24 protein-coding genes are annotated in these 25163 nt (G+C 69.2%); 13 read left to right on the top strand and 11 right to left on the bottom strand.

Going from position 1 to position 25163, the window contains the following annotated elements; translation table 11 throughout:
• Positions 1-149: 149 nt before the first annotated feature.
• Both AC1DSO_RS14450 and AC1DSO_RS14445 read right to left on the bottom strand, forming a co-directional pair.
• Positions 150-1121, bottom strand: a complete 972-nt coding sequence (locus tag AC1DSO_RS14450) for a FecR family protein (protein WP_477069476.1) — start codon at positions 1119-1121, stop codon at positions 150-152.
• The gene (locus AC1DSO_RS14445) at positions 1090-1671 is read right to left on the bottom strand and encodes an RNA polymerase sigma factor (protein ID WP_477069477.1); all 582 of its coding nucleotides are present in this window, start codon (positions 1669-1671) and stop codon (positions 1090-1092) included. Before AC1DSO_RS14445 ends, AC1DSO_RS14450 begins: the two co-directional genes overlap by 32 nt.
• A 208-nt stretch (positions 1672-1879) precedes the next feature.
• On the opposite strand from AC1DSO_RS14445, the gene AC1DSO_RS14440 reads away from it, so the two are divergent.
• Entirely contained in the window at positions 1880-3238 is a 1359-nt protein-coding gene (locus tag AC1DSO_RS14440; RefSeq protein WP_477069475.1) for an FAD/NAD(P)-binding protein, read from the top strand.
• Here the strand turns inward: AC1DSO_RS14440 and AC1DSO_RS14435 are convergent.
• On the bottom strand, positions 3235-4071 hold the full coding sequence (locus tag AC1DSO_RS14435; protein ID WP_477069474.1) for a LysR substrate-binding domain-containing protein: 837 nt from the start codon (positions 4069-4071) through the stop codon (positions 3235-3237). The genes AC1DSO_RS14440 and AC1DSO_RS14435 overlap by 4 nt on opposite strands.
• 129 nt (positions 4072-4200) lie before the next feature.
• Between AC1DSO_RS14435 and AC1DSO_RS14430 the strand changes: the two genes are divergently transcribed.
• The 12 genes from AC1DSO_RS14430 to AC1DSO_RS14375 all read left to right on the top strand — a co-directional run bounded on the left by AC1DSO_RS14430 (position 4201) and on the right by AC1DSO_RS14375 (position 16636).
• Complete coding sequence (locus AC1DSO_RS14430; protein WP_477069473.1) at positions 4201-5010, top strand: ABC transporter permease; 810 nt, start codon at positions 4201-4203, stop codon at positions 5008-5010.
• Between the two features lie 2 nt (positions 5011-5012).
• Positions 5013-5822, top strand: a complete 810-nt coding sequence (locus AC1DSO_RS14425; protein WP_477069472.1) for an ABC transporter ATP-binding protein — start codon at positions 5013-5015, stop codon at positions 5820-5822.
• 35 nt (positions 5823-5857) lie between these two features.
• Entirely contained in the window at positions 5858-6991 is a 1134-nt protein-coding gene (locus AC1DSO_RS14420; RefSeq protein WP_477069471.1) for an acyl-CoA dehydrogenase family protein, read from the top strand.
• Positions 6988-7938 (top strand): D-isomer specific 2-hydroxyacid dehydrogenase family protein, encoded by a 951-nt coding sequence (locus AC1DSO_RS14415; RefSeq protein ID WP_477069470.1) that lies wholly within the window; start codon positions 6988-6990, stop codon positions 7936-7938. The genes AC1DSO_RS14420 and AC1DSO_RS14415 overlap by 4 nt, the downstream gene beginning before the upstream one ends.
• Before the next feature lie 11 nt (positions 7939-7949).
• Positions 7950-8792, top strand: a complete 843-nt coding sequence (locus AC1DSO_RS14410) for a class II aldolase/adducin family protein (protein WP_477069469.1) — start codon at positions 7950-7952, stop codon at positions 8790-8792.
• A complete protein-coding gene (locus AC1DSO_RS14405; RefSeq protein WP_477069468.1) occupies positions 8792-9796 on the top strand; it encodes an ABC transporter substrate-binding protein in 1005 nt (334 codons plus the stop codon). Before AC1DSO_RS14410 ends, AC1DSO_RS14405 begins: the two co-directional genes overlap by 1 nt.
• 125 nt (positions 9797-9921) lie before the next feature.
• Positions 9922-12090 carry a TonB-dependent receptor gene (locus tag AC1DSO_RS14400; RefSeq protein ID WP_477069467.1) on the top strand — a complete coding sequence of 723 codons (2169 nt, stop codon included), beginning with the start codon at positions 9922-9924 and terminating at the stop codon, positions 12088-12090.
• Positions 12091-12094: 4 nt separating this feature from the next.
• Complete coding sequence (locus AC1DSO_RS14395; RefSeq protein ID WP_477069466.1) at positions 12095-12706, top strand: cysteine dioxygenase family protein; 612 nt, start codon at positions 12095-12097, stop codon at positions 12704-12706.
• Positions 12703-14295, top strand: coding sequence for a rhodanese-like domain-containing protein (locus tag AC1DSO_RS14390; RefSeq protein ID WP_477069465.1), 1593 nt, complete (start codon positions 12703-12705; stop codon positions 14293-14295). Before AC1DSO_RS14395 ends, AC1DSO_RS14390 begins: the two co-directional genes overlap by 4 nt.
• Before the next feature lie 8 nt (positions 14296-14303).
• The gene (locus AC1DSO_RS14385) at positions 14304-14945 is read left to right on the top strand and encodes a glutathione S-transferase family protein (RefSeq protein WP_477069464.1); all 642 of its coding nucleotides are present in this window, start codon (positions 14304-14306) and stop codon (positions 14943-14945) included.
• Between the two features lie 88 nt (positions 14946-15033).
• Positions 15034-16128, top strand: a complete 1095-nt coding sequence (locus AC1DSO_RS14380) for an LLM class flavin-dependent oxidoreductase (protein ID WP_477069463.1) — start codon at positions 15034-15036, stop codon at positions 16126-16128.
• Between the two features lie 4 nt (positions 16129-16132).
• Positions 16133-16636, top strand: a complete 504-nt coding sequence (locus tag AC1DSO_RS14375) for a flavin reductase family protein (RefSeq protein ID WP_477069462.1) — start codon at positions 16133-16135, stop codon at positions 16634-16636.
• A 19-nt stretch (positions 16637-16655) separates the two neighbouring features.
• Here the strand turns inward: AC1DSO_RS14375 and tpiA are convergent, their stop codons facing one another.
• The 8 genes from tpiA to AC1DSO_RS14335 form a co-directional block, all read right to left on the bottom strand.
• The gene (tpiA, locus tag AC1DSO_RS14370) at positions 16656-17390 is read right to left on the bottom strand and encodes a triose-phosphate isomerase (RefSeq protein WP_477069461.1); all 735 of its coding nucleotides are present in this window, start codon (positions 17388-17390) and stop codon (positions 16656-16658) included.
• A 77-nt stretch (positions 17391-17467) separates the two neighbouring features.
• Positions 17468-20044, bottom strand: coding sequence for a TonB-dependent receptor (locus tag AC1DSO_RS14365; protein ID WP_477069460.1), 2577 nt, complete (start codon positions 20042-20044; stop codon positions 17468-17470).
• Positions 20045-20180: 136 nt separating this feature from the next.
• On the bottom strand, positions 20181-21533 hold the full coding sequence (locus tag AC1DSO_RS14360) for an ATP-binding protein (RefSeq protein WP_477069459.1): 1353 nt from the start codon (positions 21531-21533) through the stop codon (positions 20181-20183).
• Positions 21530-22201: a response regulator transcription factor gene (locus AC1DSO_RS14355; RefSeq protein ID WP_477069458.1), complete on the bottom strand. Its 672-nt coding sequence runs from the start codon at positions 22199-22201 to the stop codon at positions 21530-21532. The genes AC1DSO_RS14360 and AC1DSO_RS14355 overlap by 4 nt, the downstream gene beginning before the upstream one ends.
• Entirely contained in the window at positions 22202-22534 is a 333-nt protein-coding gene (locus AC1DSO_RS14350; protein ID WP_477069457.1) for a PepSY domain-containing protein, read from the bottom strand.
• 62 nt (positions 22535-22596) lie between these two features.
• Positions 22597-22818: a hypothetical protein gene (locus tag AC1DSO_RS14345; protein ID WP_477069456.1), complete on the bottom strand. Its 222-nt coding sequence runs from the start codon at positions 22816-22818 to the stop codon at positions 22597-22599.
• A gap of 94 nt (positions 22819-22912) precedes the next feature.
• Positions 22913-23707 (bottom strand): inositol monophosphatase family protein, encoded by a 795-nt coding sequence (locus AC1DSO_RS14340; protein ID WP_477069455.1) that lies wholly within the window; start codon positions 23705-23707, stop codon positions 22913-22915.
• A gap of 3 nt (positions 23708-23710) precedes the next feature.
• Complete coding sequence (locus AC1DSO_RS14335; protein WP_477069454.1) at positions 23711-25048, bottom strand: MFS transporter; 1338 nt, start codon at positions 25046-25048, stop codon at positions 23711-23713.
• Between the last annotated feature and the right edge of the window lie 115 nt (positions 25049-25163).

Raw genomic sequence — 25163 nt, 5'->3', positions numbered from 1 at the left:
CACCCCCGCCATTAAATGTCGGAGGACAATAGGCCGATCAGACCCATCTATTCTGAGTCAGAATACGTGCAAAATAGAACAGACTTACTCATATCGTCACGGCGAATGAGCGATATTCAATTCAATTATAAGAACGCGGAAATATACGCTCAAGAAATGTGAGCACGACTGATCCGGATCGCCGCGTCGTCGTCTCGCACGACGGCGCCCAGGGTCGCGGCGACCGCCGCCGCGAAACTTTCGGGCTCGTTGGTCTGGAAGAGACCGACGAAGCGCTCGCGCGCCAGGGCCGGGTCCTCGATGACGATCTGACGGCTGTTGTAGCGGTTGAACAGCCGCGCCGCCTGTTCCAGGCTTTCGCCATCCAACGCGATCTCGCCGTTGCGCCAGGCCAGGCTGCGCTCGATCTCGGATGGGGAGTCCGCGACGGCAGGCGAGGCGGCGCTGGCCAGGATGATGCGGCTGCCGGCCGACAATCGTCGCCGAGGCGCCGTATCCCCCTCGACCCACGCCTCGACCAAGCCCTCGGTGACCATGATGTCGACGCCGTCGCCGGCCTCGTCGCCGCGCCGCACCGAGAAGGCCGTGCCGACGGCGCGGACGCGGACCGATCCCGCCGCCACGACGAACGGGCGCTCGGGGTCCTTGGCGACCTGGAACCAGGCCTCGCCTTCCTTCAGAAGGATCCGCCGCGCCTTGGGCCTCATGGCCACTTCCAGCGCTGTCTTGGTGTTGATCGCCACCAGCGAGCCGTCGGCCAGGGGCACGCGCCGGATCTCGCCCAAGCCCGTGTCCAGCCGCTGCGGCCGCGCGGCCCACAGGCCGATCCCGCCAACCAGCGACGCGGCGATCCCGCCGGCGCCGGCGATCAGCGCGCGCCGGCTGGGACGCTGGGCGACCACGGTCTCGACCGGCGGCGCGGCGCTGGCCAGGGCCCGGCCGCGATCCAGGAAACTGATCGCCGCCTGGGCGCGCAGCAGAGCCCCCGCCCGTCGCGCGTCTCCCTTGAGCCAGGCTCGCAGTTCGGGATCATGCTCGACGTCCAGGCCACGCGCGTCGACGCGGGCGGCCCAGTCGGCCGCCTCCTCGTCAATCTCGCTTGCGGACCGGATGGAGCTCATGAGCCTTGCCGACTGCCGGATGATCCTGTGCTTCCGCTTCCGATAAGGCCCGCAGGATTAAACGCAAGCCCCGCGCCGACTGCATTTCCACCACGTTTTCGGTCACGCCCAAGCGCAGGGCGGTCTCCCGCTGCGACAGGCCGTGGATCCGGCGAAGCGTGAAGATCTGCCGACACCGTTCGGGAAGTCCCTCTATCAGCCGCTGCACCCGCCCCAGTTCGCGACGGCCCGCGACCACGCGTTCCGGAGAGGGCTCTTCATCTACGACGTTCAGCGCGTCGATTTCCGTGACGCAGTCGATGCGAACAATGCGCGCGCGGCGAATTTTCTCGATGGTGATGTTGCGCGCAGTTCGGAAGAAGTAGGCCCGGCCGCTGGCGATGTGGGYGATGCTGTCCAGGGCGGCCAGGCGGCAATAGGTCTCCTGGATCACGTCGTCGACGTCGGCGGGCGCGCTGCCCGATCGGCGCAGCCAGCCGCGCACGTCGGCCTCGTGCGGAAGGATCTGGCCGCCGACGAAGGCGACGATCTCGGCGCGACTCTGTTTCAACGGCCCCTCGACGACGGCGATCCGGACAGGGAAGCGTTCGGGCGAGCCGACCAAACCGGCAACACGCGGCCCGAACTTCAGCCGTCATTGACTGTTCGGCGCCGCCACACGGGGCAGAACTCGGTCGTCGGCGCCTCGAGCGCGAGCCGGCTTGCAAGTTGGCCGAGGATCGCCGACAAAATCCTATCAGTTCCATAGAGTTTTCCGGATGCCGCACCCGCCAGCGCCTGTCATCGCCGTGATCGGCGCGGGGTTCAGCGGCGTCATGACCGCGCTGAACATCCTGCGGCGATCACCGGACGCGAAGGTCATCCTGTTCGAGCGGCGCACCCCAGTCGGACTTGGCGCGGCCTACGCCACCCACAATCCCGGCCACCGGCTGAACGTCCGGGCGGGCAATATGAGCGCCTGGCCGGACCAGCCGGGGCATTTCGTGGCCTGGCTGCGCGGCCGCAACTTCGCCCTGGGCCCCGCCGACTTCGCCACCCGCGCCGACTATGGCCGCTATCTGCAGAGCCTGGTGGCCGAGATCGCCGAGGGCCCGGAAGGCGTCGGACGGCTGGTGGTGACGCCCGACGCGGTCGTCGGCATCGAGCCAGGCGGCGACGGCTGGCGGCTGCAATGCGCCATGGGCCGCGCGGTCACGGCCCACGCCGTCGTCCTGGCCCTGGGCAATCCGCCGCCGGCTCGGCCGCCCGGCATCGACGCGGCCTTCGCCACCTCGCACGCCTATGTCGCCGATCCGTGGCGCTGGAACGCCGCCGACTTGCCGCCCGGACCAGTGATGCTGATCGGCACGGGCCTGACCATGGTCGACGTGGCCCTGTCCCTGAACGACGCCCAGCACGGCCGCCCGATGCTGGCCCTGTCGCGACGCGGCCTGGCCCCGCTGGAGCATGACGGCGCGCCGCCGCTGATCCTTCCCGCCCCACCGGCCAACGACCTTTCGCCGCCGCAGGCCTTCGCCTGGCTGCGCAGCGCGGCGGCCGAGCACGGCTGGCGCACGGCCATTGACGCCACCCGGCCGATGACCCAGGCGCTGTGGCGCGGCTGGTCGGCGGCCCAGAGGCAGGCCTTCCTGCGCCACGCCCGGCCGTTCTGGGAGATCCACCGCCACCGCCTGGCGCCGCAAGTCGCCCGCCGGATCGCCGCCATGCGCGCCACCGGCCAGCTGACCCTGGCCGCCGGCAAGATCCGGAAGCTGACGCTCGAACCCGACGGTTTCGCCCTGTGCCGGTGGCGCGGGCGGGGCGAGCTAGGCGGCTACGTCTTTCGCGCGGCCTCGGTGATCAATTGTACGGGCCCCACCGGCGATATCCTGGCCTCGACGGATCCGCTGATCCAGGACCTGGTCAAGCGCGGCCTGGCCCGCCCCGACCCGCTGCGCCTGGGTTTCGACGTCGACGACAGCGGCCGTGTCCGCGACGTCTCCGGTCAGGCCTCGCCCACCCTACTGGCCGTGGGACCGGCCACGCGCGGCGCGTCGTGGGAGATCACCGCCGTCCCCGACATTCGCGGCCAGACGGTCGCGGTCGCCGACACGGTCCTGGCCGCGCTTCGCCCCTAGAGGTCCAGCGCCGCGGCGTGGATCAGCTGCCCCAGCTTGGTGATCGCGGCGTGGGGCGTGTCGTTGAGCTTCTGGACATAGGCCACCTCCGGCAGCGGCGGCAGGCGGTTGCTGGCCAGCGGCGCGCGCTCGGGCAGGAACAGCGAGGTGCGGCAGGTCACCGCCAGGCCCGCCTGCACCGCCGCGCGCAAGGCCGACAGGCTGGGCGTCTCCAGCGCCACCCGGTACGGCCGGCCGTCGCGCTCCAGCGCCGCCAGGGCGGCGTCGCGGAAGCGGCATGGCGATTCCAGGATGGCGATCGGCAGGACGTCGTTCTCGGCCAGCACCGATTCCCCGTGCCAGACCATCGGGACTACCCGGGCCGCGCGCGGATCGTCGGCCGCGCCCATGCACAGCACCACGTCCAGCCGGTCGGCTTCCAACAGGCCCAGCAGTTCCGGCGATCCGGCCACCCGCACCTGCAGCTGGGTGTCGGGATTGAGCTGGGCGAACCGCGCCAGGACACCAGACAGCAGGGTCTCGGCGAAGTCCTGCACCAGGCCGACCCGCGCGGGCCCCGCCAGGGCGTCGCCGGTCAGGGCCACGACGGCGCGATCGTTGAGCGCCAGGATCTCCCGCGCCCTCGGCAACAGGGTCTGGCCGGCCGGCGTCAGCACCAGCCGCCGCCCCTCGCGGTGGAACAGCGGCGTCAGCACCGTCTCCTCCAGCCGCTTCATCTGCAGGCTCAGCGCCGACTGGGTGACGAACACCCGCTCGGTGGCGCGCAGCATCGAACCGGAGTCGACGATCGCCACGAAACTCCGCAGCAGTTCGGTCGGCAGGTTGGTCACCATCGGGACCCTCTTGAGATTTGCTAATAAGACCCGTGAGTATAAGTCTATTGATTGAGTAGGAATTCAACGTCCTTCTTTCTGGACCCGCGGCGCTTGCGTCGCAACGGTTTCCGACGAGAGAGGACCGCAGTGTCTCTGGCGACGACCTACAGAATTTCTGAAGCTAAGCCGTGGCGGTGGCCCGACCTGGCCCGCGCCCGCTGGCTGTCGCCCCTGGCGCTGCTGGCCCTGTGGGAGCTGGGCGCGCGCGTCGGAGTGATCCCGGCCCGGGTGCTGGCCGCGCCGTCCACGGTCCTGGAGACCTTCTGGACGCTGACCGCCTCGGGCGAGCTGCCGACCAATCTGCTGGTTTCGTTGGCCCGGGCCGGCGCCGGTCTCGGCATCGCGCTCGTGGTGGCCCTGACCTTCGGCCTGCTGTCGGGCCTGTCGCGCTGGGGCGAGACGCTGATCGATCCGCTGATGCAGATCAAGCGGACGATCCCGGTCCTGGCGCTGACCCCGCTGTTCATCGTCTGGTTCGGCATCGGCGAGACCCCCAAGATCGCCCTGATCGCTGTCTCGGCCACCTTCCCGCTGTACCTCAACCTGTTCGCCGGCATCCGCGGCGTCGACGTGCGCCTGGTCGAGGCCGCTCGCAGCTTCGGCCTGCGGGGCTGGAGCCTGGTGCGCGAGGTGATCCTGCCCGGCGCCCTGCCCTCGTTCTTCGTCGGCCTGCGCTACGCCCTGGGCGTCTCGGTGCTGGTGCTGGTGATCTCCGAGCAGATCAACGCCCAAGCCGGCCTGGGCTACCTGGTCAACAACGCCCGCGACTTCATGCGCACCGACATCATCGTCGTCTGCCTCGTCGTCTACGCCCTGCTCGGCCTCGGCGCCGACGCCCTCGTCCGCACGCTGGAGCGCAAGGCGCTGGCGTGGCGCCCCAGCCTCGTGGAGCAATGATCATGGCCGCCCCCCAGCCGCGCCTTCGCCGCCCGGAAATCTCGCGCTCGGCCCCGAAGACCCCCGAGCCGGCCGTACGCCTCTCGAACTTCGTCCGCCGCTTCGGCGACAACACCGTCATCGACGGCCTGGACCTCTCGATCGCCCCCGGCGAGTTCGTCGCCCTGCTGGGCGCCAGCGGCTCGGGCAAGACCACCCTGCTGCGCACCCTGGCCGGCCTCGACTCCCCCGGCGATCAGGACGTGAAGACGCCTGACGCCCGCGCGGTCGTGTTCCAGGACGCGCGCTTGCTGCCGTGGAAGACCGTCTGGCGCAACGTCGCGCTGGGCCTTCCTGGTAGTGACGTCCGGGCCCGCGCTGAGGCGGCGCTCAAGGAAGTGGGCCTTGGGCATCGTCTCGACGCGTGGCCCGGCACGCTTTCGGGTGGGGAGGCCCAGCGCACCGCCCTGGCCCGCGCCCTGGTCCGCGAGCCGGGCCTGCTGCTGCTGGACGAGCCGTTCGCGGCCCTGGACGCCCTGACCCGCCTGAAGATGCACGACCTGGTGCTGTCGCTGTGGCGCGAGCACAGCCCGGCCGTGCTGCTGGTCACCCACGACGTCGACGAGGCCATCGCCTTGGCCGACCGCGTGCTGGTGCTGGACAAGGGCCGCATCGCCGCCGAGGAGCGCATCACGCTGGACCGGCCGCGCACGCCGGACGCCCGCTTCCAGGCCATCCGTCGCCGCTTGCTGAGCCAGCTCGGCGTCGAGTCCGGGCCGGCCCATGGCGAGGGCGCACTGGTCGCTTTCCCGACCGGCGAGGTCGTGCTGTGAACGCGCCGCTCCGTCGCTTCGAAGCTCGAGCGACCTTGCCCGACCTCGACGCAATCCTGCCGCGCCTAACGAAGGCCTTCGCCGCCACCGCCGGCCAGCACGACCGCGAGGCCAGCTTCCCGGTCGACAACTTCCGCCAGCTGCACGAGGCGGGCCTGCTGGCCTTGACCGCGCCCGCCCGGCTGGGGGGCCTGGAGGCCGATCTGCCGACGGCGCTGAAGGTGATCTCGGCCGTGGCGCGCGGCGAGCCGGCGACGGCGCTCGTTTTGGTCATGCAGTACCTGTTCCACGCCTCGGTCGAGGGCCGCTCCGGCTGGCCCGAGCATCTCAAGACCCGGGTCATCGGCGAGGCGATCGAGCACGGGGCCTTGATCAACGCCCTGCGGGTCGAGCCTGACCTCGGCACCCCCGCGCGCGGCGGCCTGCCTGCGACCATCGCCCGCCGCACGCCGGAAGGCTGGCGGATCAGCGGCCGCAAGATCTACTCGACCGGCTCGACCAACCTGACCTGGTTCGTGGTCTGGGCCCGCAGCGACGATGTCGAACCTTTGGTCGGCGGTTGGCTGGTCCGCGCCGACACGCCCGGGATCACGATCGAGGAAACCTGGGACCATCTGGGCCTACGCGCCAGCGCCAGCCACGATGTGGTCTTCGAGGACGTCCTGATCCCGCTGGACCACGCCTTGGACCCGCAACCCGTCGGCGCCCCGCCGCCCTACCCGGCCAGCTTCGCGGCCTGGTCGTCGGTGCTGACCTCGGCGATCTACGACGCCGTCGCCCGTGCGGCTCGCGACTGGCTGGTCGAGTTCCTGGCCAATCGCAAGCCGGCCAACCTGGGCGCGGCGCTGTCGACCCTGCCCCGCTTCCAGGAAGCCGTGGGCGAGATCGACGGCCTGCTGCTGTCCAACCGCATCCTGCTGGCTGCCGCCGCGCGCGGCGAGGTCGACGGCGTCGAGGCCAGCCTGGTCAAGCACCTGGTCACCGAGAACGCCATCAACGCCGTCGAAAAGGCCCTGAAGCTGACGGGCAATCCTGGCCTGACCCGCGCCAACCCGCTGGAGCGCCACCATCGCGACGTGCTCTGCGGCCGGGTCCACACGCCCCAGGCCGACGTGGTGCTGACCAGCGCCGGCCGCGCCGCCTTCGCGGGCCTGGAGACTGGCCGATGAGCCGTATCGTCGTCGCCAGCCAGCTGCCGGAAGTCTTCAACAGCGTCTTCGCCCAGCACGTCGCCGACGCCGAGATCGTCGCCGTCCCGCCCGGCCTGACGACGCCCCTGCCGCCCAAGGCCAGGGTTCTGGTCGCCGCGCCGTTCCGCAAGGCCGGCGGCATTCTGCCCGACCAGCCGCCGCCCGGCTGGCCGTTCGACGTGCGCTGGGTGCAGCTGGTGTCAGTCGGCATCGACTTCTATCCGGACTGGCTGTTCGAGGGGCCCGTCGTCACCTCGGCGCGCGGCTCCTCGGCCGTGGCCCTGGCCGAGTTCGCCCTGGCCGCCATTCTGGCCGAGGCCAAGCGCCTGCCCGAGATCTGGATCGACCAGGCCTCGCACTGGGCGCCGCGACAGCTGAAGCTGGTGGCCGGCTCGACCCTCGGCCTCGTGGGCTTCGGGGCGATCGGCGAAGCCCTGGCCCCGCGCGCCCAGGCGCTGGGCGTCAACGTCCTGGCCGTGCGCCGCTCGGACGCGCCGATCCCGGTGTCCGGCGTCGAGCGGGTCGCCGATCTCAAGACCCTGTTCGAGCGCAGCGACCACGTCGTCCTGGCCGCGCCCGCGACGCCGCAGACCGAGCGGATCGTCAACCGCGACCTGCTGTTGCACGCCAAGCCCGGCCTGCACCTGATCAACATCGCTCGCGGCGCCCTGATCGACGACGAGGCCCTGCTGACGGCGCTGGACGAGGGCCGCGTCGGCCGCGCCAGCCTGGACGTCACCTTCCCCGAACCGCTGCCCGAGGGCCATCCGTTCTACGCCCATCCCAAGGTGCGGCTGTCGCCGCACACCTCGGTACATACGCCCGACACCCGCATCAATCTGGCGACCCGGTTCGCCGAGAACCTCGCTCGCTTCCGGTCCGGCGCGCCTCTGGCCGACGTCGTCGACCTGTCGCGCGGCTACTGAAGGACACCGTCATGACCGCCTATCCTTCGGCCAAGGGTTTCAGCCCCGCCCCGCCGCACCCCGCCAAGATCGAGACCGTGCTGCCCGAGTTCGGGACCCGCGAGATCCCACGCCAGCCGACGATCGAGCTGGAACGCCTCTATCGCAAGCAGCGCCTGGCCGCTTCGTATCGCCTGTTCGGCCGCCACGGTTTTGACATGGGCGGGGCCGGCCACATCACCGCCCGCGATCCGGAGCTGACCGACCACTTCTGGGTCAATCCGTTTGGCGTCCACTTCTCGCGGATCAAGGTCTCGGACCTGATGCTGGTCAGCCATGACGGCCGCATCGTCGAGCCGCCGGCCAAGGTCCCGCCACGCCTGAACCGCGCCGCCTTCGCCATCCACTCGCAGCTGCACGAGGCCCGGCCCGACGTGGTCGCGGCGGCCCACTCGCACTCGCTGTACGGCAAGGCCTGGTCGGCGCTCGGGCGGCTGCTGGATCCGCTGACCCAGGACTCGGCCGCGTTCTATGAAGACCATGCTCTGTTCGAAGAATTCTCCGGCGTCGTGCTCGACGCCAGCGAGGGCCAGAAGATCGCCAAGGCGCTGGGTCCGAAAAAGGCGGTGATCCTGCAGAACCACGGCATCCTGACCGTCGGTCACTCGGTCGAGGCCGCCGTTTGGCGCTACCTCGCCCTGGAAAACGCCTGCCAGACCCAGTTGCTGGCCGAGGCCGCCGGTCCGACCAAGCCGATGCCGCCCGAGGTGGCCAAGCATACCGCCGGCCAGGTCGGCAGCGAGGCCGGCGGCCTGTGGGCCTTCCAGCCCTATTGGGATGTGGTCACCGAAGAAGAGCCGGATCTGTTCGACTGATGACTGGCTTTTCCTTTTCCAGGCGCGACCTGATGGTCGGCGGCCTGTCGATCGCCGGCCTTTCCATGGCGGGCCTGAYGGCCTGCTCACCCCAAGTGGATCGTAAGGGCGACGATCTCGCCAATCTCACACTGCGGGTCGCCACCTATCGCGGCAATCCCGAGAGCTTCTTCGACCAGGCCGGAATCCAGGCTCCGCCCTACAAGCTGGCCCGCACGCAGTTCGCCGGCGGCAACCTGATCGCCGAGGCGATCAACGCCCGGGCGCTGGACTTCGGCGGCATGAGCGAGATCCCGCCGATCTTCGTGGCCGACCATCCAGGCAATCAGCTCCGCATCGTCGGGGTGCTGCGCGGCGACGTGAACAACCAGGTGGTCCTGGTCCCCAAGGGCTCGCCCGTCCAGGACTTCAAGGCCCTGAGGGGCAAGCGCATCGGCTATGTGAAGGCCACGACCTCGCACTACATCCTGCTGCGTTTGCTAAAACGCGCCGGCCTGACCTGGGCCGACATCACGCCCGTGGCGCTGAGTCCCCAGGACGGCCTGGCCGCCTTCCAGAGCGGGGCGCTCGACGCCTGGATCATCTATGGYGTCATCGTCTACCAGGCCCGCGAGGCCGGGGCGCGGGTGCTGACCACCGCCCAGGGGATCCTCTCCGGCAACTACCTGATCACGGCGGCCAAGGAGGCCCTGGACGACCCGCTACGGCTCCAGGCGATCGGCGACTATGTCCAGCGCTACAAGCGCGTTTTCGACTGGATCAACGCCGACGGGACGCGCTGGGCCAAGGTCCGCACTCAGGCGACGGGGGTCAAGCAGGCCTATTACGAGCAGGAATTCCGCGAGCGCAGCTCGCCTTTCATCCTCGAGCCGGTCAGCGAAACGGCCATCGCTTCGCAACAGGCGGTGGCCGACACCTTCGCGACCGCCAAGGTCATTCCCGGCGCGGTTCAGGTCAAATCCCTCTGGGATGATCGACTGACGGCATTTTTGAAGATCAATTAGAAATACAAATATAGTCGTTCACAAATCTGGATATCAGCAAATCTATCGGTTTCCAGATTTTATATTCGTTGAGAACAGATCGCGTGGATGCGAAATCCCTACTTAATAACTAGGGGATAGATTGAATGTTTAAACTTCATTCGCGCGACCTGCTGCTGTTCAGCTCCGCCCTGGCGATCGCCGGGGCGGCGCGGGCCGCCGAACCCGCGCCCGAGGCGGACGCCCCCGCCATCGAGCAGGTGATCGTCACCGCCGAGCGCCGCGCCACCGACCTGCAGAAGACCGCCATCGCCATCTCGGCCTTCAGCCAGCAAGTCCTGGCCGACCGCAAGATCGACAGCATCCGCGACCTGTCGGGCCAGATCCCCAACCTCTCCATCAGCCGGGTCACGATCAGCCACACTACCCAGACCTACGCCCTGCGCGGGGTCGGCGAGGCCGATCCGATCCRGGAACCGGTGCTGGCCGTCTATGTCGACGACGTCTATGTGCCCCGCCAGATCGGCTCGATGGTCGAGTTCAACGACCTGGAGCGGATCGAGGTGCTGCGCGGCCCGCAAGGCACGCTCTATGGCCGCAATTCCAGCGCCGGCGCCCTGCGGATCATCACCCGCGATCCGGGCCAGACCTTGCGCGCCAAGGCCGAGGTGGGCCTCGGCAACTACGGCGCCGTCGATGTCCGCGCCCTGATCGAAGGGCCGCTCGTGACCGACAAGCTGTCGGGCAGCCTCTCGTACATCCACCACAAGCGCGACGGCGTCACCTTCGACCCGACGCTGAACCACGACGTCAACCGCATCGACCTGGACGCCTTCCGTGCCAAGCTGCGCTGGACGCCGACCGATCGCCTCGACGCCCTGCTGACGATCAACGCCCTGCGCGACCGCAGCGACACCCGCAGCTACGTGCCCGCGAACCAGCCCGGCGGCGCGTTCCGCGACGACCGCTCGTATTCCGAGGTCGAACCGGTCCAGGACCTCGACCAGATCAGCGGTTCGCTGCGCGTCCAGTACGAGCTCAGCGACCGTCTGAAGCTGAAGTCGATCACCGCCTATGGCGGCTTCAATCTCAATCCGGTCGCCTACGACAACGACGGCGAGGCCACGCTGATCCAGAAGAACCTGATCCACTACAACGACCAGTACCTCACCCAGGAACTCCAGCTGAACGGCGAGTTCGGCGACGTCACCTTCACCAGCGGCCTGTTCTATCTGCACGAGCGGTTCTTCGTGCAGCGCGACGGCTACAGCCGTCGCAACACCCTGCCGTCCGATCCGGTGGTCACGCCGACCAATTACGGCTTCGCCCGCGCCCACAACATCACCAACACCGACGCCTACGCCGTGTTCGGCGAGGCGACCTGGAAGGCGACCGACCGCCTCTCCCTGACCGGCGGCCTGCGCTGGACCAACGAGGAGAAGGACTTCGTCTTCGACAACAAGGTGCTGAACCTGGCCGGCCAGGTCGTCGGCCAGTCGATCGCGGGTCGAGCCGACAAGACCTTCTCGGCGATCACGCCCAAGGTCTCGGCCCAGTACCAGTGGACCGACGACGTCCTGCAGTACGTGACCTGGTCGAAGGGCTTCAAGTCGGGCGGCTTCGACAATCGCGCCACCCGCCTGGACCTGGCCACCCGCCCGTTCGCGCCCGAGAACGTCGACAGCTACGAGACGGGCCTGAAGACCGAGCTGTTCGACCGCCGCGCGCGGCTGAATCTGGCGGTGTTCTACAACGACTACAAGGACTTGCAGGTCAGCTACAGCGACCCCGCCTATCCCGGCAATTCGATCCGCGGCAACGCTGGCAAGGCCCACACCTACGGCGTCGAGCTGGAGAGCGACGTGCGCCCGACCGAGCGGCTCGGGCTGCAAGCCTCGGTCGGCTACCTGTTCGCCGTCTACGACAAATACCGCAACGCTGGCGGCGTGGGCGTCAACGCCGATGGCCATCGCCTGCTGAACTCGCCGCGCTGGAGCCTGTCGGGCGGCCTGACCTACGATGTTCCTGTCGAGATCCCCGGCAGCGTCCGCCTGGGGCTGAACGCCCAGTGGCAGAGCAAGACCTATTTCAACGCCCTGCAACGCCCCCAAGACGAAGCGCCCAGCCAAGGCTTCCTGAACGGCTCGATCACCTGGACCGCGCCGGACCCGCACTGGGCCGTGCAGCTGTCGGGTCGCAACCTGCTGAAGTCCGACAAGCCGGTCAGCGCCACCTACACGCCGGCCACCGGGGTCTTCTACCGCAACTACCCCGATCCCCGGACCTTCCTCGTCACCCTCAAATACGCGCTGTGACCCCATGAGCCAGCACCGCCCTCACCGCCTCTCCGACTTCGTCGCCGACCTTTCCGACCTGCTGGACCAGACCGGCGACGAGGCCGTGATCCTGCGCGAGGGCGCCGCCCTGCTGGCCGAGCTGGTCGCCGTCGACGACTGGCTGCCGGAGGCCCAGAGCCGCCCCGACCCGACGCGCTACCAGCAGTACCTGCTGCATCGCGACCCGGCCGGCCGTTTCTCGGTGGTCAGCTTCGTGTGGGGTCCGGGCCAGGCCACGCCGGTCCACGACCACACCGTCTGGGGCCTTGTCGGGGTGCTGCGCGGGGCCGAGCTTTCGCAGCGCTACGAGCGCAGTGGCGACGCCCTGGCCGCGACCGGCGAGGTCCATCGTCTGGAGCCCGGCAGGGTCGAGGCCGTCTCGCCGACGGTGGGCGACATCCACCGCGTCGCCAACGCCTTCGACGACCGGATCTCGATCAGCATCCATGTCTATGGCGCCGACATCGGGACGGTGCGCCGCGCCACCTACGACGCCGAGGGGCGGCCCAAGCCGTTCGTGTCCGGCTACGCCGACGTCGCCCCGCCCCTCCTGTTCGATCGCGCCAGCGCCCTGGCCTATGGAGCCGCCGAATGACCCTGCCCACCCTCACGCCGCAGCAGGTGCGCGCCGACCTGATCGCCCGCCGCGAGATCGCCCTGCTGGACCTGCGCGAGGAGGACCCGTTCGCCAAGGCCCACCCGCTGTTCGCCTCGCAGTTGCCGCTCTCCCGGCTGGAGGTCGAGATCCTGGACCGCGTGCCGCGCAAGGACACCAAGATCGTTCTCTATGACGACGGCGAGGGTCTGGTTCCGCCGGCCGGGCGACGGCTGGCCGCCCTGGGATACACCAATGTCCACGCCTTGAAGGACGGCCTCGGCGGCTGGCGCGCCGCCGGCTACGAGCTGTTCCAGGACGTCAACTCCTACAGCAAGGCCTTCGGTGAGTTGGTCGAGGCGCGGCGGCACACCCCGTCCCTGCCCGCCCAGGAGGTTCAGGCCCGCATCGACGCCAAGGCCGACCAGGTGATCCTCGACGCCCGCCGGTTCGAGGAATACGCGGTGATGAACATCCCGGGCGGGATCAGCACGCCGGGCGCGGAGCTGGTGCTGCGGGCCCGCGAGCTGGCCCCCGATCCCTCGACCACGATCATCGTCAACTGCGCCGGCCGCACCCGCAGCCTGATCGGCGCCCAGTCGCTGGTCAACGCCGGCCTGCCCAACCCCGTCTTCGCGCTGCGCAACGGCACGATCGGCTGGACCCTGGCCCAGCAGACGCTCGAGCACGGCCAATCGCGAAAGTTTCCGCAGGTCCGCGAACAGACCCTGGACGAGGCCCGGGCCCGCGCCCGCGACGTCGCCTACCGCGCCGGCGTCCGGCGGATCGACGCCGAGGGCGTGGCCGACCTGGCCCAGGACCGCAAGCGCACGCTCTATCGCTTCGACGTCCGCACGCCGGAGGAATACGCAGCCGGCCACCTTGCGGGCTTCCGCTCCGCGCCGGGCGGCCAGCTGGTGCAGGAGACCGACGTCTTCGCCCCCGTGCGCGGCGGTCGCATCGTGCTGGCCGACGACCTCGGCCCCCGCGCCGACATGACCGCCTCGTGGCTGGCCCAGCTAGGTTGGGAGGTCTACGTGCTGGAGCCCTACGTCTTGGATGGCGGCTTCGACGGCGAGCTGGAGACTGGCGTTTGGGCGCCACGCCCGCCGCCCCTGCCAACCGTCGAGACGCTCACGCCGCGCGACCTGGCCCAGGCGATCGCCGACGAGGCCGTGGTGGTGGTCGATCTTGCGCCCAGTCCGCGCCACCGCAAGGCCCACGTCCCGGGCGCCTGGTTCGCCATCCGCGCCCAACTGGCCGAGGCGTTGGAACAATGGCCCGAGGACCGCGCCATCGTCCTGACCTCGTCCGACGGCGTCCTCGCGACGCTGGCGGCGCCGGAACTGGAGGCGCTGACCGATCGCCCGGTGCGCGTCCTGGCCGGCGGGACCGAGGCCTGGATTGCCGCCGGCCGCGCCGTCGAGGCCGGCCTGACCCGCGCCGCCAACGCGCCGACCGACGTCTACAAGCGCCCCTACGAGGGCACGGACAACGCTGCCGAGGCCATGCAGGCCTATCTCGACTGGGAGTTCGGCCTGGTCGACCAGCTGGCCCGCGACGGCTCGCACGGCTTCTACGTGATCTGAGGCGCGAGATGGTCCTGCAGCTCTATTTCGCGCCCGGCGCCTCGTCCCTCGCCCCGCTGGTGGCGCTGGAGGAAATCGACATTCCCTACGCCGCTCACCGCCTCGACCTGGCGGCGGGGGACCAGCGCAAGCCGGAGTACCTCAAGGTCAATCCGCGCGGCCGCGTGCCGACCCTGGTGGTCGGCGGCCAACCGGTGACCGAGGTGCTGGCGATCCTCACCTATCTGGCCCACCGCTACCCGCACAGCGAACTCTTGCCCCTGGCCGACCCGCTGAAGCTGGCCAAGGCCTATGAGGTGATGAGCTGGTTCGCCAGCACCGTGCACGTGGCCTTCGCCCAGATCGCCCGGCCCGAGCGCTACGCCGACGACGAGGCGGTGAAGGCGGCCCTGGCCACGCCCGGCGAGGCGCGCTTCGCCCGAACCCTGACCGATATCGAGCGGCTGGCCCAGGGCCCTGGCCCGTGGCTGCTGGGCGAGAGCTTCAGCGCCGTCGACGCCTACGCCCTGGTCATCTGGCGCTGGGCCGAGCGCCGCCAGATCGAGACCGCCCGCTATCCCGCCTGGAGCGCCAAGGCCGCGCGCGCCTTCGCCCGTCCGTCCGTCGTCCGCGCCCTGCGCAAGGAGGCCGCGCCCGAAGGGGTTCGATGAGCCGTCCCCATAACCCTCTTGAGAACTCCTCGCTCATCGCCGGGCGAGGTCGTCCCTAAGGTTCAACCTGAAAAGACTGGAGCCCAACATGAGCGTCGAATTCATCGGTTTCATCGGCACGCAGCACGCGTCCGAGATCCATCCGCCGTCCGGCCCCGCGATCGACGTGGCCTATGTCGAGAAGACCGCCCGGGTGCACGAGGAAGGCGGTTTCGACCGCGCCCTCGTGGCCTTCCACTCTACCGGCCCGGAAAGCCAGCTGGTCGTGGCCCACGCGGCCTCGGTGACCCAAAAGCTGAACTTCATGATCGCCCACCGTCCGGGCTTCACCCAGCCGACCCTGGCCGCGCGCCAGCTGGCGACGCTGGACCACTTCACCGGCGGCCGCGTTGCTGTCCACATCATCACCGGCGGCTCGGACGAGGAACTGGCCAAGGACGGCGACCACCTGACCAAGGACGAACGCTACGCCCGCACCAGCGAGTATCTCGACATCGTCCGCGCCGAATGGACCGGCGACAAGCCATTCGACTACGAGGGCAAATACTACAAAGTCGACCAGGGCTTCGGCGCGGTGAAGCCGCTGCAGGCGCCGCACATTCCGATCTATTTCGGCGGCTCGTCCGATGCGGCCATCCCCGTGGCCGGCAAGCACGCCGACATCTACGCCCTGTGGGGCGAGACCCAGGCCCAGGTGCGCGAGACCATCGCCCGCGTCCGCGCCGCCGCCGCCCGGCACGGCCGCCAAGTGCGGTTCTCGCTGTCGCTGCGCCCGGTGATCGCCGACACCGAGGAAGCCGCCTGGGCCCGCGCAGACGACATCGTCGCCCGCGCCAAGGCCCTGCGCGAAGCCGCCGGCCTGCCGACCACGGGCCACCGCCCGCCCAACGCCGGCTCGCAGCGCCTGCTGGACGCCGCGGCCCAGGGCTCGCGCCTCGACAAGCGCCTGTGGACCGGCGTCGCTGGCGTCACTGGGGCGCAAGGCAACTCCACCGGCCTCGTTGGCACGCCGGAACAGGTCGCCGAGAGCCTGCTCGACTACTACGATCTAGGTGTCTCGACCTTCTTGATCCGCGGCTTCGACCCGGTGGAGGACGCCATCAGCTACGGTCGCGACCTGATCCCGCTGGTCCGCCAGCTGGTGGCCGAGCGCGACCTTCGCCTGGCCAAGGCCGCGAGCTAGGCCCATGGCCCCCTACGACGCAGCTTCGCCATCGATCTCGACACAAGCCGTCGATTTCCGGGAGGTGCTGGCCCACCTGGCGAGCGGCGTCGCCATCGTCGCCTGCTGGGACGGTGCGACGCCGCGTGGTCTGCTGGTCAGCTCGATCACCGGCCTATCGGTAGACCCGCCCCGCTTCCTGTTCTGCGTGCGCAAGGAAGCGGGGTGTCACGACGCCTTGCTGGGCGCGACCACCCTGTCGGTCGCGCTCCTGGGCCAGCAGGACCACGACGAGGCGCACCGCTTCGCGAGCGGCGCCAGGGCGGCGGAGCGGTTCGATCCGGCGCGCTGGAGCCTGTCCGCCGCCGCGCCGCTCTATCGAGGCGGCGTGGCGCGCGCGGTGTGCCGGGTCGAGATGGCGATCGACGCCGACACCCACTCGATCTTCACGGTCAGGGCGGACGACGTCGTCTTCACGCCGGGCCCCGCCCTGGTCGCCTGGAACCGCGCCCTGCACGCGGTCGGCTGACGATCAGGCCCTTTGGCGCTCAGCTGCGCAGGATGCTGGCGAACTGGTCGGCCCGCAGCGACGCGCCGCCGATCAGCAACCCGTCGACTTGCGGAAAGCCCAGGATCGCGGCGGCGTTGTCGGGCGTCACCGAGCCGCCATAGAGGATCGGCGGCCGCTCGCTCCAGACTTCGTTGAGCGCGRCGCGGATCGCCGCGTGAATCCTGACGATGTCGTCCCGGCCCGCCGCCAAGCCCGCGCCGATCGCCCAGACCGGCTCGTAGGCCAGGGCCCAGCCGGTCCCCTTCAGGCGCCCGTCCAGCACCGCCAGCACTTGGCGGAGCACCACCTCGATCGCTCGGCCGGACGCGCGATCCTCGGCGGTGTCGCCAACGCAGATGATCGGCGCCAAGCCCGCCTCGACGGCAGCCACGGCCTTCTCCCGCACCTGTTCGTCCGTTTCGCCATAGGCCTGGCGGCGTTCTGAGTGTCCGAGGATCACCCAGCGCGCGCCGGCTCGCGCCAACAGGGCCGCCGAAAGGTCGCCGGTGTGGGCGCCCCGCGCCGCCGCGTGGCAGTCCTGAGCGCCGATCTCGACGCCCAAGGGCGCGAGGCGGCGACGGGCCTGCGCCAACAGGGTGGCCGGCGGACAGACCACCGCTCGCCCCGTCCATTCGCCGCCGTCGAGACGAGCCGCCAGGGCGTCCAGCAAGGCCAGGTCGCCGTTCATCTTCCAATTGCCGACGATCAAGCGCGCCAAAGGGTTCGGAGACATGGTGTTTTCCGACAGGTGGACACGAAAAAGGCCGGCCGCGGCTTTCGCCAGCGACCGGCCCAGGGAGGTTTTCGGGATCAGTAGGTGAACGACAGGCCGAAGCGGTACGACCGGCCGTAGCTCTCGCCCTCGCGGAAACGATCGCTGGTGCGGAAGAAGTAGTAGTCGCTGGCGTCGTTGAGGTTGTTGGCCTCGGCGAAGACCTCGAACTGCTTGGTGACCTTGTAGGCGACCTTGGCGTCGAGGGTGCTGAGGGCGCCGAAATAACCGTCCGAGCGACCGCTGGCGTCGCTGACGTTCAGGCCGCCGTCGGTGTCCAGATAGGCCGAATGGTAGGTGTAGGCCACGCGTCCCGAGAAGCCGTACTTTTCATAATAGACCTGGGCGCTGGCGATCTTGTCGGCCTGGCCGATCAGCGGGGTCTTCACGTTGCGGCCGGGCGCCTTCAGCTCGCCGTCGGTGAAGGTCATGTTGAAATTGACCCCGAAGCCGTCCAGCGGCGACGGCAGGAAGGTCAGCGGCTTCTGGATGTTGAACTCCAGGCCCGTCACCGACGCCTTCGTGCCATTGGCGTAGGAATTGACGATGGCGTTGGTCAGGGCCACGCCGCCGAAGGTGCCGCTCTGGCCGGTGGCCGTGGAGTTGAAGATCGGGTTCTCGATGTCCTTGTGGAACAGGCCGATCGAGACGCCGCCCTCGCTGGGGAAGTAGTATTCCAGCGACAGATCGTAGTTGGTGGCCTTCTGCGGCTTCAGGTTCGGATTGCCCATGCTGACGGTGTTGCTGCCGACGTCGACGGTGACCGTCGGCGCTAGATCCACGAAGGGCGGCCGGCCCAGGGCCTTGGTGATCGCGCCGCGCGCCAGCAGATGCGACGAGAACTGGTACTTGAGGTTCAGGCTCGGGAAGTAGTTGGTGTAGCTGTACGCGCCGAACGAGTTGTAGCCGCTGGTCAGGGTGGTGGTCGGGGTGAAGGCAATCGCCTTGGTGTCGCCGTCAGTGTGCTCGACGCGCACGCCCGGCAGGATGGTCAGGTCACCTCTCTGGATGCTGGCCATCACATAGGCGGCCGTGACCTTCTCGACGACCTTGTAGTCGGAGGTCACCGACTGCGAGATCTGGTCCGCGCCGTTGACCGTGAACAGGCTCGGGTTGCTGTCGACGTAGTTGCGGGCGGCCTTGAAGTCGATCGTCGGGCCGAAGCTGTACTTGCCGTCGGAAATCAGCGGGAAGGTGTCGGCGGTGAACGAGGCCAGGGTTTGAGCGGCGGCCGCGCCCGTGGCCGTGAAGGTCCGGCCGGTCTGGTCCTGGAAGCGGTTGCGCTTCAGGTACTTGGCGCCGAACTTCAGATAGCTGCCTTCGCCCCAGCTGGAGATCGGCAGCTTGTAGTCGGCGCGCACCTGGTTCAACGCTTCGCCGGCCTTGCGCGAGACCCGCTTGTAGTTGTTCAGGCGATAGTTGGCCGGGTTCAGCGCCGCGGCGTTGATCGTGAAGCTGTCGGGCATCTTGTCGCCAAGGCGGAAACTGGCGCCGAGGCCGGTGGAGGCGGCGGCGCGGAACTCGACCTCGTCGCGGACCGGATCCTTCTTGTTCGACTTGGCGTGGGTGGCCTGGACCGTCAGCGTGCCGGGTCCCCAGTAAACGTCGCCGCCCACCGAGAAGGTGGTGGTGTCGGTGGTCTCGCTGCGCTGGCGGAACAGGCGGCGGGCCGTGGTCGAGCCGACGTTGATGTCGCCGCCGTCGGCCGTCAGGTTCGAATAGCTGGCCGCCGAGCCCGGGAAGAAGAAGCGGAAGCGGTTACGGCTCTCGCTGTCGCCGAATTCGGAATACATGATCCGGGCGTACAGCTTGACCGCATCGGTCGGACGCCAGTCGAAGTTGGCGACCGCGCCCTTGCGGGTGCGCCAGGCCGGATCATAGATGCGCTGGTCCATCTCGGCCGGCAGATCGACGCCGCCGACGGTCTGGCGGCTGGTGGCCAGGATGTCCTCGGAATAGGACGGACGCTTGGAATAGTTCAGGGCCAGCACCAGGCCGAACTGCTTCTCGGGACCGAACTTGCCGCCGACCGACACATCGCCTTCGTTGGCCTTGCGATCGCTGTTCTCATAGACACCGCGCACGTAGCGGGCGCTGAGGATGTTCTTCTTCCGATCGAAGGCCGTCAGGGTGTTGATGTCGACCTGGCCGGCGATGGCGTTGGCGTCGAGATCGGCGGTCAGCGACTTGACGACCGTCACCGAGCCGATCAGGGCCGAGGGGATGTCATCCAGCTTGACGTTGCGCGACTCCGGCTCAGGGGCCGAGGCGGTCTGGTTGTTGATCGTGACATTGGCCAGGTTCGGCTCGATGCCGCGGATGATCAGATAGCGGCCTTCGCCCTTGTCGGTGGCGACCGAGACGCCGGTCAGGCGGCGGACGGATTCGGCGACGTTCTGGTCGGGCAGCTTGCCCACGTCATTGGCCGAGACCACCTCGACGGCGCTGACGGCGTCGCGCTTTTTCTGCAGCGAGTCACGGTCCGAGGCGCGCTGGCCGGTGACGACCACTTCCTCCACCGTCACGGCTTGGTTGGATTGAGCCGCGGCCACACCCGGCGCGACGATGCATGACGTGAGCAGCAGAGCGCCCACGAGTTTGCTGGATGCGTTCACTCATCCCTCCCCATGTATGCGACTCCGCCACGGCGCCATTGGGCGCTCTGGGTCGCGAAGAGGACGATACGAACAAATATTCTATTTTGCAAATAGAATAGAAAATTTCGTGCAAAACACGGACTGGAAAAGGTTTTCAGATCACGGACGATTTCCAGGCGATGACAGCGCGCAGTCCGCCGAGCGTGGAGCGATCCATGCGCAACACCGCCCCCGCCGCCTCGGCCAAATCCCGGACGATCGCCAGCCCCAGGCCGTGGCCGGGGCCCGCCTCGTCCAGCCGCGCGCCACGCGCCAGGGCCGCCTCGGCCCGTCCCTCGTCCATGCCGGGCCCGTCGTCCTCGACGAACAGCGCCGGACCGTCTGCCATCGGAGCACCCGACACCAGCACCCGGCGGCGGGCGAAGCGGGCGGCGTTCTCGATCAGGGCGCCCAGCATTTCGGTTACGACGTCCTCGGAGGCCGCGACCCGCAGCGCGGACGGGATCTCGATGTCGAACATCAGTCGCTCGCCCTCGGCCGTGCGCTCCAGCACCGCCACCAGCCGTTCGGCGACCGCCAGGGGCGCGGTGCGGCTGGCGAAGGTCGCCTCGCGCGCGGCCGCCGCCCGGGCGCGGGCCAGCTCCGCCTCCAGCGCTGCGGCGACGGCGGCGATGGCGTCATCCAGGCCGTCGGCGGCTTCGACCGCTCCAGCTTCGCGGGCCCGGCGGCTCTGGGCCGAGAGGGCCGACAGCGGGGTCTTGAGGCCGTGGGCCAAGTCGCCGGCCCGGCGGCGCGCGCGCGCCAGATCCGCTTCCCGCGCCTCGGCCAGGGCGTTGATCGCCTGGGCCAGCGGCGCGATCTCGCGCGGGTGGTCGTCGGACATCCGGGCCGAGGGGCTCTTGCGCAGGCGAGCCAGCTCCTCGCGCACCCGCGCCAAAGGCGACAGACCCAGGGTCACCTGCAGGGCCGCGGCGGCCGACAGCACGACCCACAGGCCGGCCAGGAACAGCGCCAGGTCGCGGCCGAACTCGGTGCGCGCGGCGCGCAGGGCTTTCTCGTCGCTGGCCACCTGGATCAGCACGGCCGGTCCGCCACGATCGGGCCGCACCGAGCGCTCGACCAGCAGGATCCGGTCGTCGAACGGGCCAGCGGCGACGCGCGCGCGCCAGTCGTCGGCGTGAGCCTCGCCAGACGGCTTCAGCGCCTGGTCCCACAACGAGACCGACCGTTGGACCCCGGCGCGGCTCGAGACCTGCCAGTAGAGTCCGCCGGCGGCCCTGGACAGGCGCGGATCGGGCAAAACGACGTCGATGGCGGGCGCGCCGTCCGGCTGCAGCCGGAGACCGGCCGCCAGGGCTTGGCCGGTGCGGGTCAGTTCGGCGGTTTCGCGACGGACGATGTGGCGCTCGAACAGCCAGGTCATGGCCAGCCAGGCGACGGCCAGGGCGACCAGGATCGCCAGCATGCCGCCGGCGATCAGCCGCCATCGCAGCGACCGGCCCTTCATGCGTGCGCCGTTCCTTGGACCAGTAGGTAGCCGAAGCCGCGCCGGGTCTCGATCACGTCCGCGCCGACCTTGCGGCGCAGACGGGTGACCAGGGCCTCGATGGCGTTGGCGTCGGCGGTGTCGGCGACGCCATAGAGCTGTTCGGCCAGCTCGCCGGCCGAGACGGCGCGGCCGGGATTGTGCGCCAGACAGTCCAGCAGGCGGAATTCCAGCGGCGACAGGCGGACCGGCGCGCCGTCCAGCTCAGCCGACATCCGCCGGGTGTCGAGGGTCAGGCGTCCCGCCTCGATCACCGGCGAGACCCGCCCGGCGGCGCGGCGCACCAGCCCCCTCGCCCGCGCCAGCAGCTCGCCCATCTCGAACGGTTTGGCCAAATAGTCGTCGGCCCCGGCCTCGATGCCCTCGACCTTCTCGGTCCAGTCGCCGCGCGCCGACAGGATCAGCACCGGAAACGCCCGGCCGTCGGCGCGCCAGCGGCGCAGCACCGACAGGCCATCCAGGCGCGGCAGGCCCAGGTCCAGAATCGCGACGGCGTAGTCCTCGACCCCGCCCTTGAACGAGGCGTCCTCGCCGTCCCGCGCCAGGTCGACCACAAAGCCCGACGCGGCCAAGGCCTTGGCCAGATCGGGACCGACGACGGGATCGTCCTCGACGACCAGGGCCCGCACTCAGTCGTCCTCGAGCTTCAGGGTCGCGCCGGTCTTGGCGTCGAGCTCCAGTTCGCGAACCCGGCCGGTCTTGGCCAGGATCTTCAGGTCGTATTTCAGGCGGCCGTTGTCGCCCTGCTCCAGCTCGACCTCGATGACCTCGCCCGGCGCGCGCTCGGCGGCGATGGCCAGGATGCGGGTCAACGGCAGGACCTCCTTGCGCAGCAGCGCCTGGCGGGCCGCCTCGTGGCTCTGCTTCTTGTGCTCGCTGGCCACGGCGCCACTGGCCGACAGAGCGGCGGCGGCGGCGGCGGCCAGCAAGGCGATGCGGAGGGGATGATGGGACTGAGTCATGGGCCTGACGATTCCATGACTATCCTGACACGCCCCTGACGCGCCGTCAGTTGCCTAGGCCTTCAGGCGGCGATCCGACGGCCGCCGCCCATGGCCCGCCAGCGCTCGCGCTTGGCCAGGGCCCGCTCCAAGGTCACGCGCTTGATCGGCAGGCCCTTGCGCAGCTTGACCCAGGTCGTCTCGCTGATGCCGAACACGTCGAACAGATAGCGGTCGGTGATGGCCGGCAGGCTGGCGCGCAGGTCGGCGAATTCCTCGGGCGTGACGGTGACGAGATCGAGCATGGTGACGGCGTCCTTTGGCGCGCGCGAGACCGAGCCCGCTCCTAAAGAACGGACCGTCCGGGGATTTGAAAGCGATTTTAAGGCGTTAGATTATTCAGACCGGCCGCAGCTCGTGCAGCAGCATGGCATGAATCTGCGGCGTGGTCGCCAGGACCGTGCCGTTCATGACGTCGAGGTCGCGGCCCAGAGTGTCGGTGACCACCCCGCCGGCCTCGCGCACGATCACCGCGCCGGCGGCCATGTCCCAGGCGCTGACGCTCTGCTCCCAATAGGCGTCGAAGCGACCGCAGGCGACATAAGCCATGTCCACCGCGCCCGCGCCCAGCCGGCGCACACCCGAAACCTTGGGGGTCAACCGCTGCATTTCGGCGTGGAATTGTTCCTGGCGCGGCTTGCCCATGAACGGGATGCCGACGGCCAGCACGGCCTGCTCCAGACCTTGCCGCTTGGAGACGCCGATGGCCAGGTCGTTGAGATAGGCGCCGCCGCCGGTCTCGGCCCGGAACAGCTCGCCCAGCATCGGCACGTAGGTGACGCCCGCGACGATCTCGCCGCCGCGTTGCAAGGCCACGTTCACCGCCCAGATCGGCAGGCCGATCAGGAAGTTGGCCGTGCCGTCCAGCGGGTCGCAGATCCAGGTGTTGGAAGGGTCCGCGCCTTGGACCAGCCCGCCCTCCTCGCCGAGGAAGCCGTAGTCGGGATAGGCCTCCGACAGGATCGACTTCACGGTCTGCTCGGCGCGCACGTCGGCGACGGTGAAGGGGTCGGCGGGACCGTTCTTGTGCTGGATCTCCAGGGTGGCGATCTCGGCGAAGTCCTGCTTCAGGCGATCGCCGGCGGCGCGCGCCGCGCGGATCATCGTCCGCAGCAGCGGGGAAGGTTCGCTCACGGTCTAGTCTCTCAACTTGGTGCGCCAGAGGCCGGCGGCGAGGATCAGGGAGGCGACGGACGCGCCCATCCAGAACAGGACGGCCGGGCCGAAATCGTAGTGGCGAACGCCGTCGACGACACGCAGGCCCTTGTCGATCAGCGCGCCGCTGACCTGTTCCTGGATCGCCGCGCCCAGATAGCTGAACACGCCGATCAGGCCGATGGCCGCGCCGGCGACGCGCTTGGGACAGATGTCGGTGGCGAACAGGCCGCCCAGCGAGGTGACCAGGGCGGTCATGCCCAGGCCGAACAGGATCATGCCGGTGATCAGCACCGGGCCGGTGTTGGGGCCGTAGAAGATCAGCCACAGACCGGCCAGTTCCAGCAGGCCGAACAGCAGGTTGGCCGGCGGACGGCGAGCGTTGAACAGCTTGTCGGAGATGAAGCCGAACGAGATCGCGCCGACGATCCCGGCCAGGGTCGAGATCATCAGCAGCGAACCGGCGGCGGCCAGGCTGTAGCCCCGCGCCTCCTGCAAATAGAGCACGCCCCAGCTGTTGACGGCGTAGCGGGTCACGTAGATCAGCGCGCTAGACAGCGCCAGGGCCCAGACGGCCGGGATCTTCAGGATCTGCAGCTGGGTCTTGAAGACGCTGCCGGCCTCCGACTTGGGCTTGCCGCCCTGCCAGTGGTCGTTGCGCCAGTCGGCGACGGCGGGCAGGCCCAGGGTCTGGGGGCGATCCTGGATCAAGAAGTACGAGCCGATGGCGACCAGGGTCCCGATCGCGGCCGGCCCCCAGAAGCCGTAGCGCCAGCCCAACGCCCCGACGATCCCGCCGACCGCCACGAACGTCAGGCCCTCGCCGATCGAGTGGGCGGTGCTCCAGACGCCGTAATAGCGGCCGCGCTCGCGGTTCGAGAACCACTGGCTCATCGACACCACGCCGGCGGGGGCTCCAAAGCTCTGGAACCAGCCGTTGATCCCCCACAGCACCGCCGACAGCGCCACGGTCGTCGAAAAGCCCATGCCGATATTGGCGATCGCCGAGATCAGCACGCTGAAGGCGAAGAACCGCTTCATGTTGGCGTGGTCGGCCAGGAAGCCGTTGGTCAGCTTGCCGAACGCGTAGGCGTAGAACAGGGCTGAGCCGATCAGGCCCAGCTCGGTCGGCGTGAAGACCCCCGCGTCGATCAGTGGCTTCTTCACCATCCCCAGCGCCAGGCGGCAGGTATAGGACATGCCATAGCCCAGGGTGATCGCCAGCATGATCCGCAAGCGATGGCGCCGGTACAGCGTGTCGATTCTGTCTGGATCGCTCAGCGGCGGCGCATCGGCGCCCGGCGCGAAGAACTTCAGCATCCCCGTCTCCCCCGGTCCTCGCGCCGCATCCAGTGCGGTACGATCGGCCGTTACGAACACGCTATTCCATTGTGACAAAGAATGGAAGATTTTTTCCAAAATGGAACGACTTGCG

The sequence above is a fragment of the Caulobacter sp. P4_E5 genome (assembly GCF_056401555.1).
This window is presented reverse-complemented; position numbering and strand designations above follow the sequence as displayed.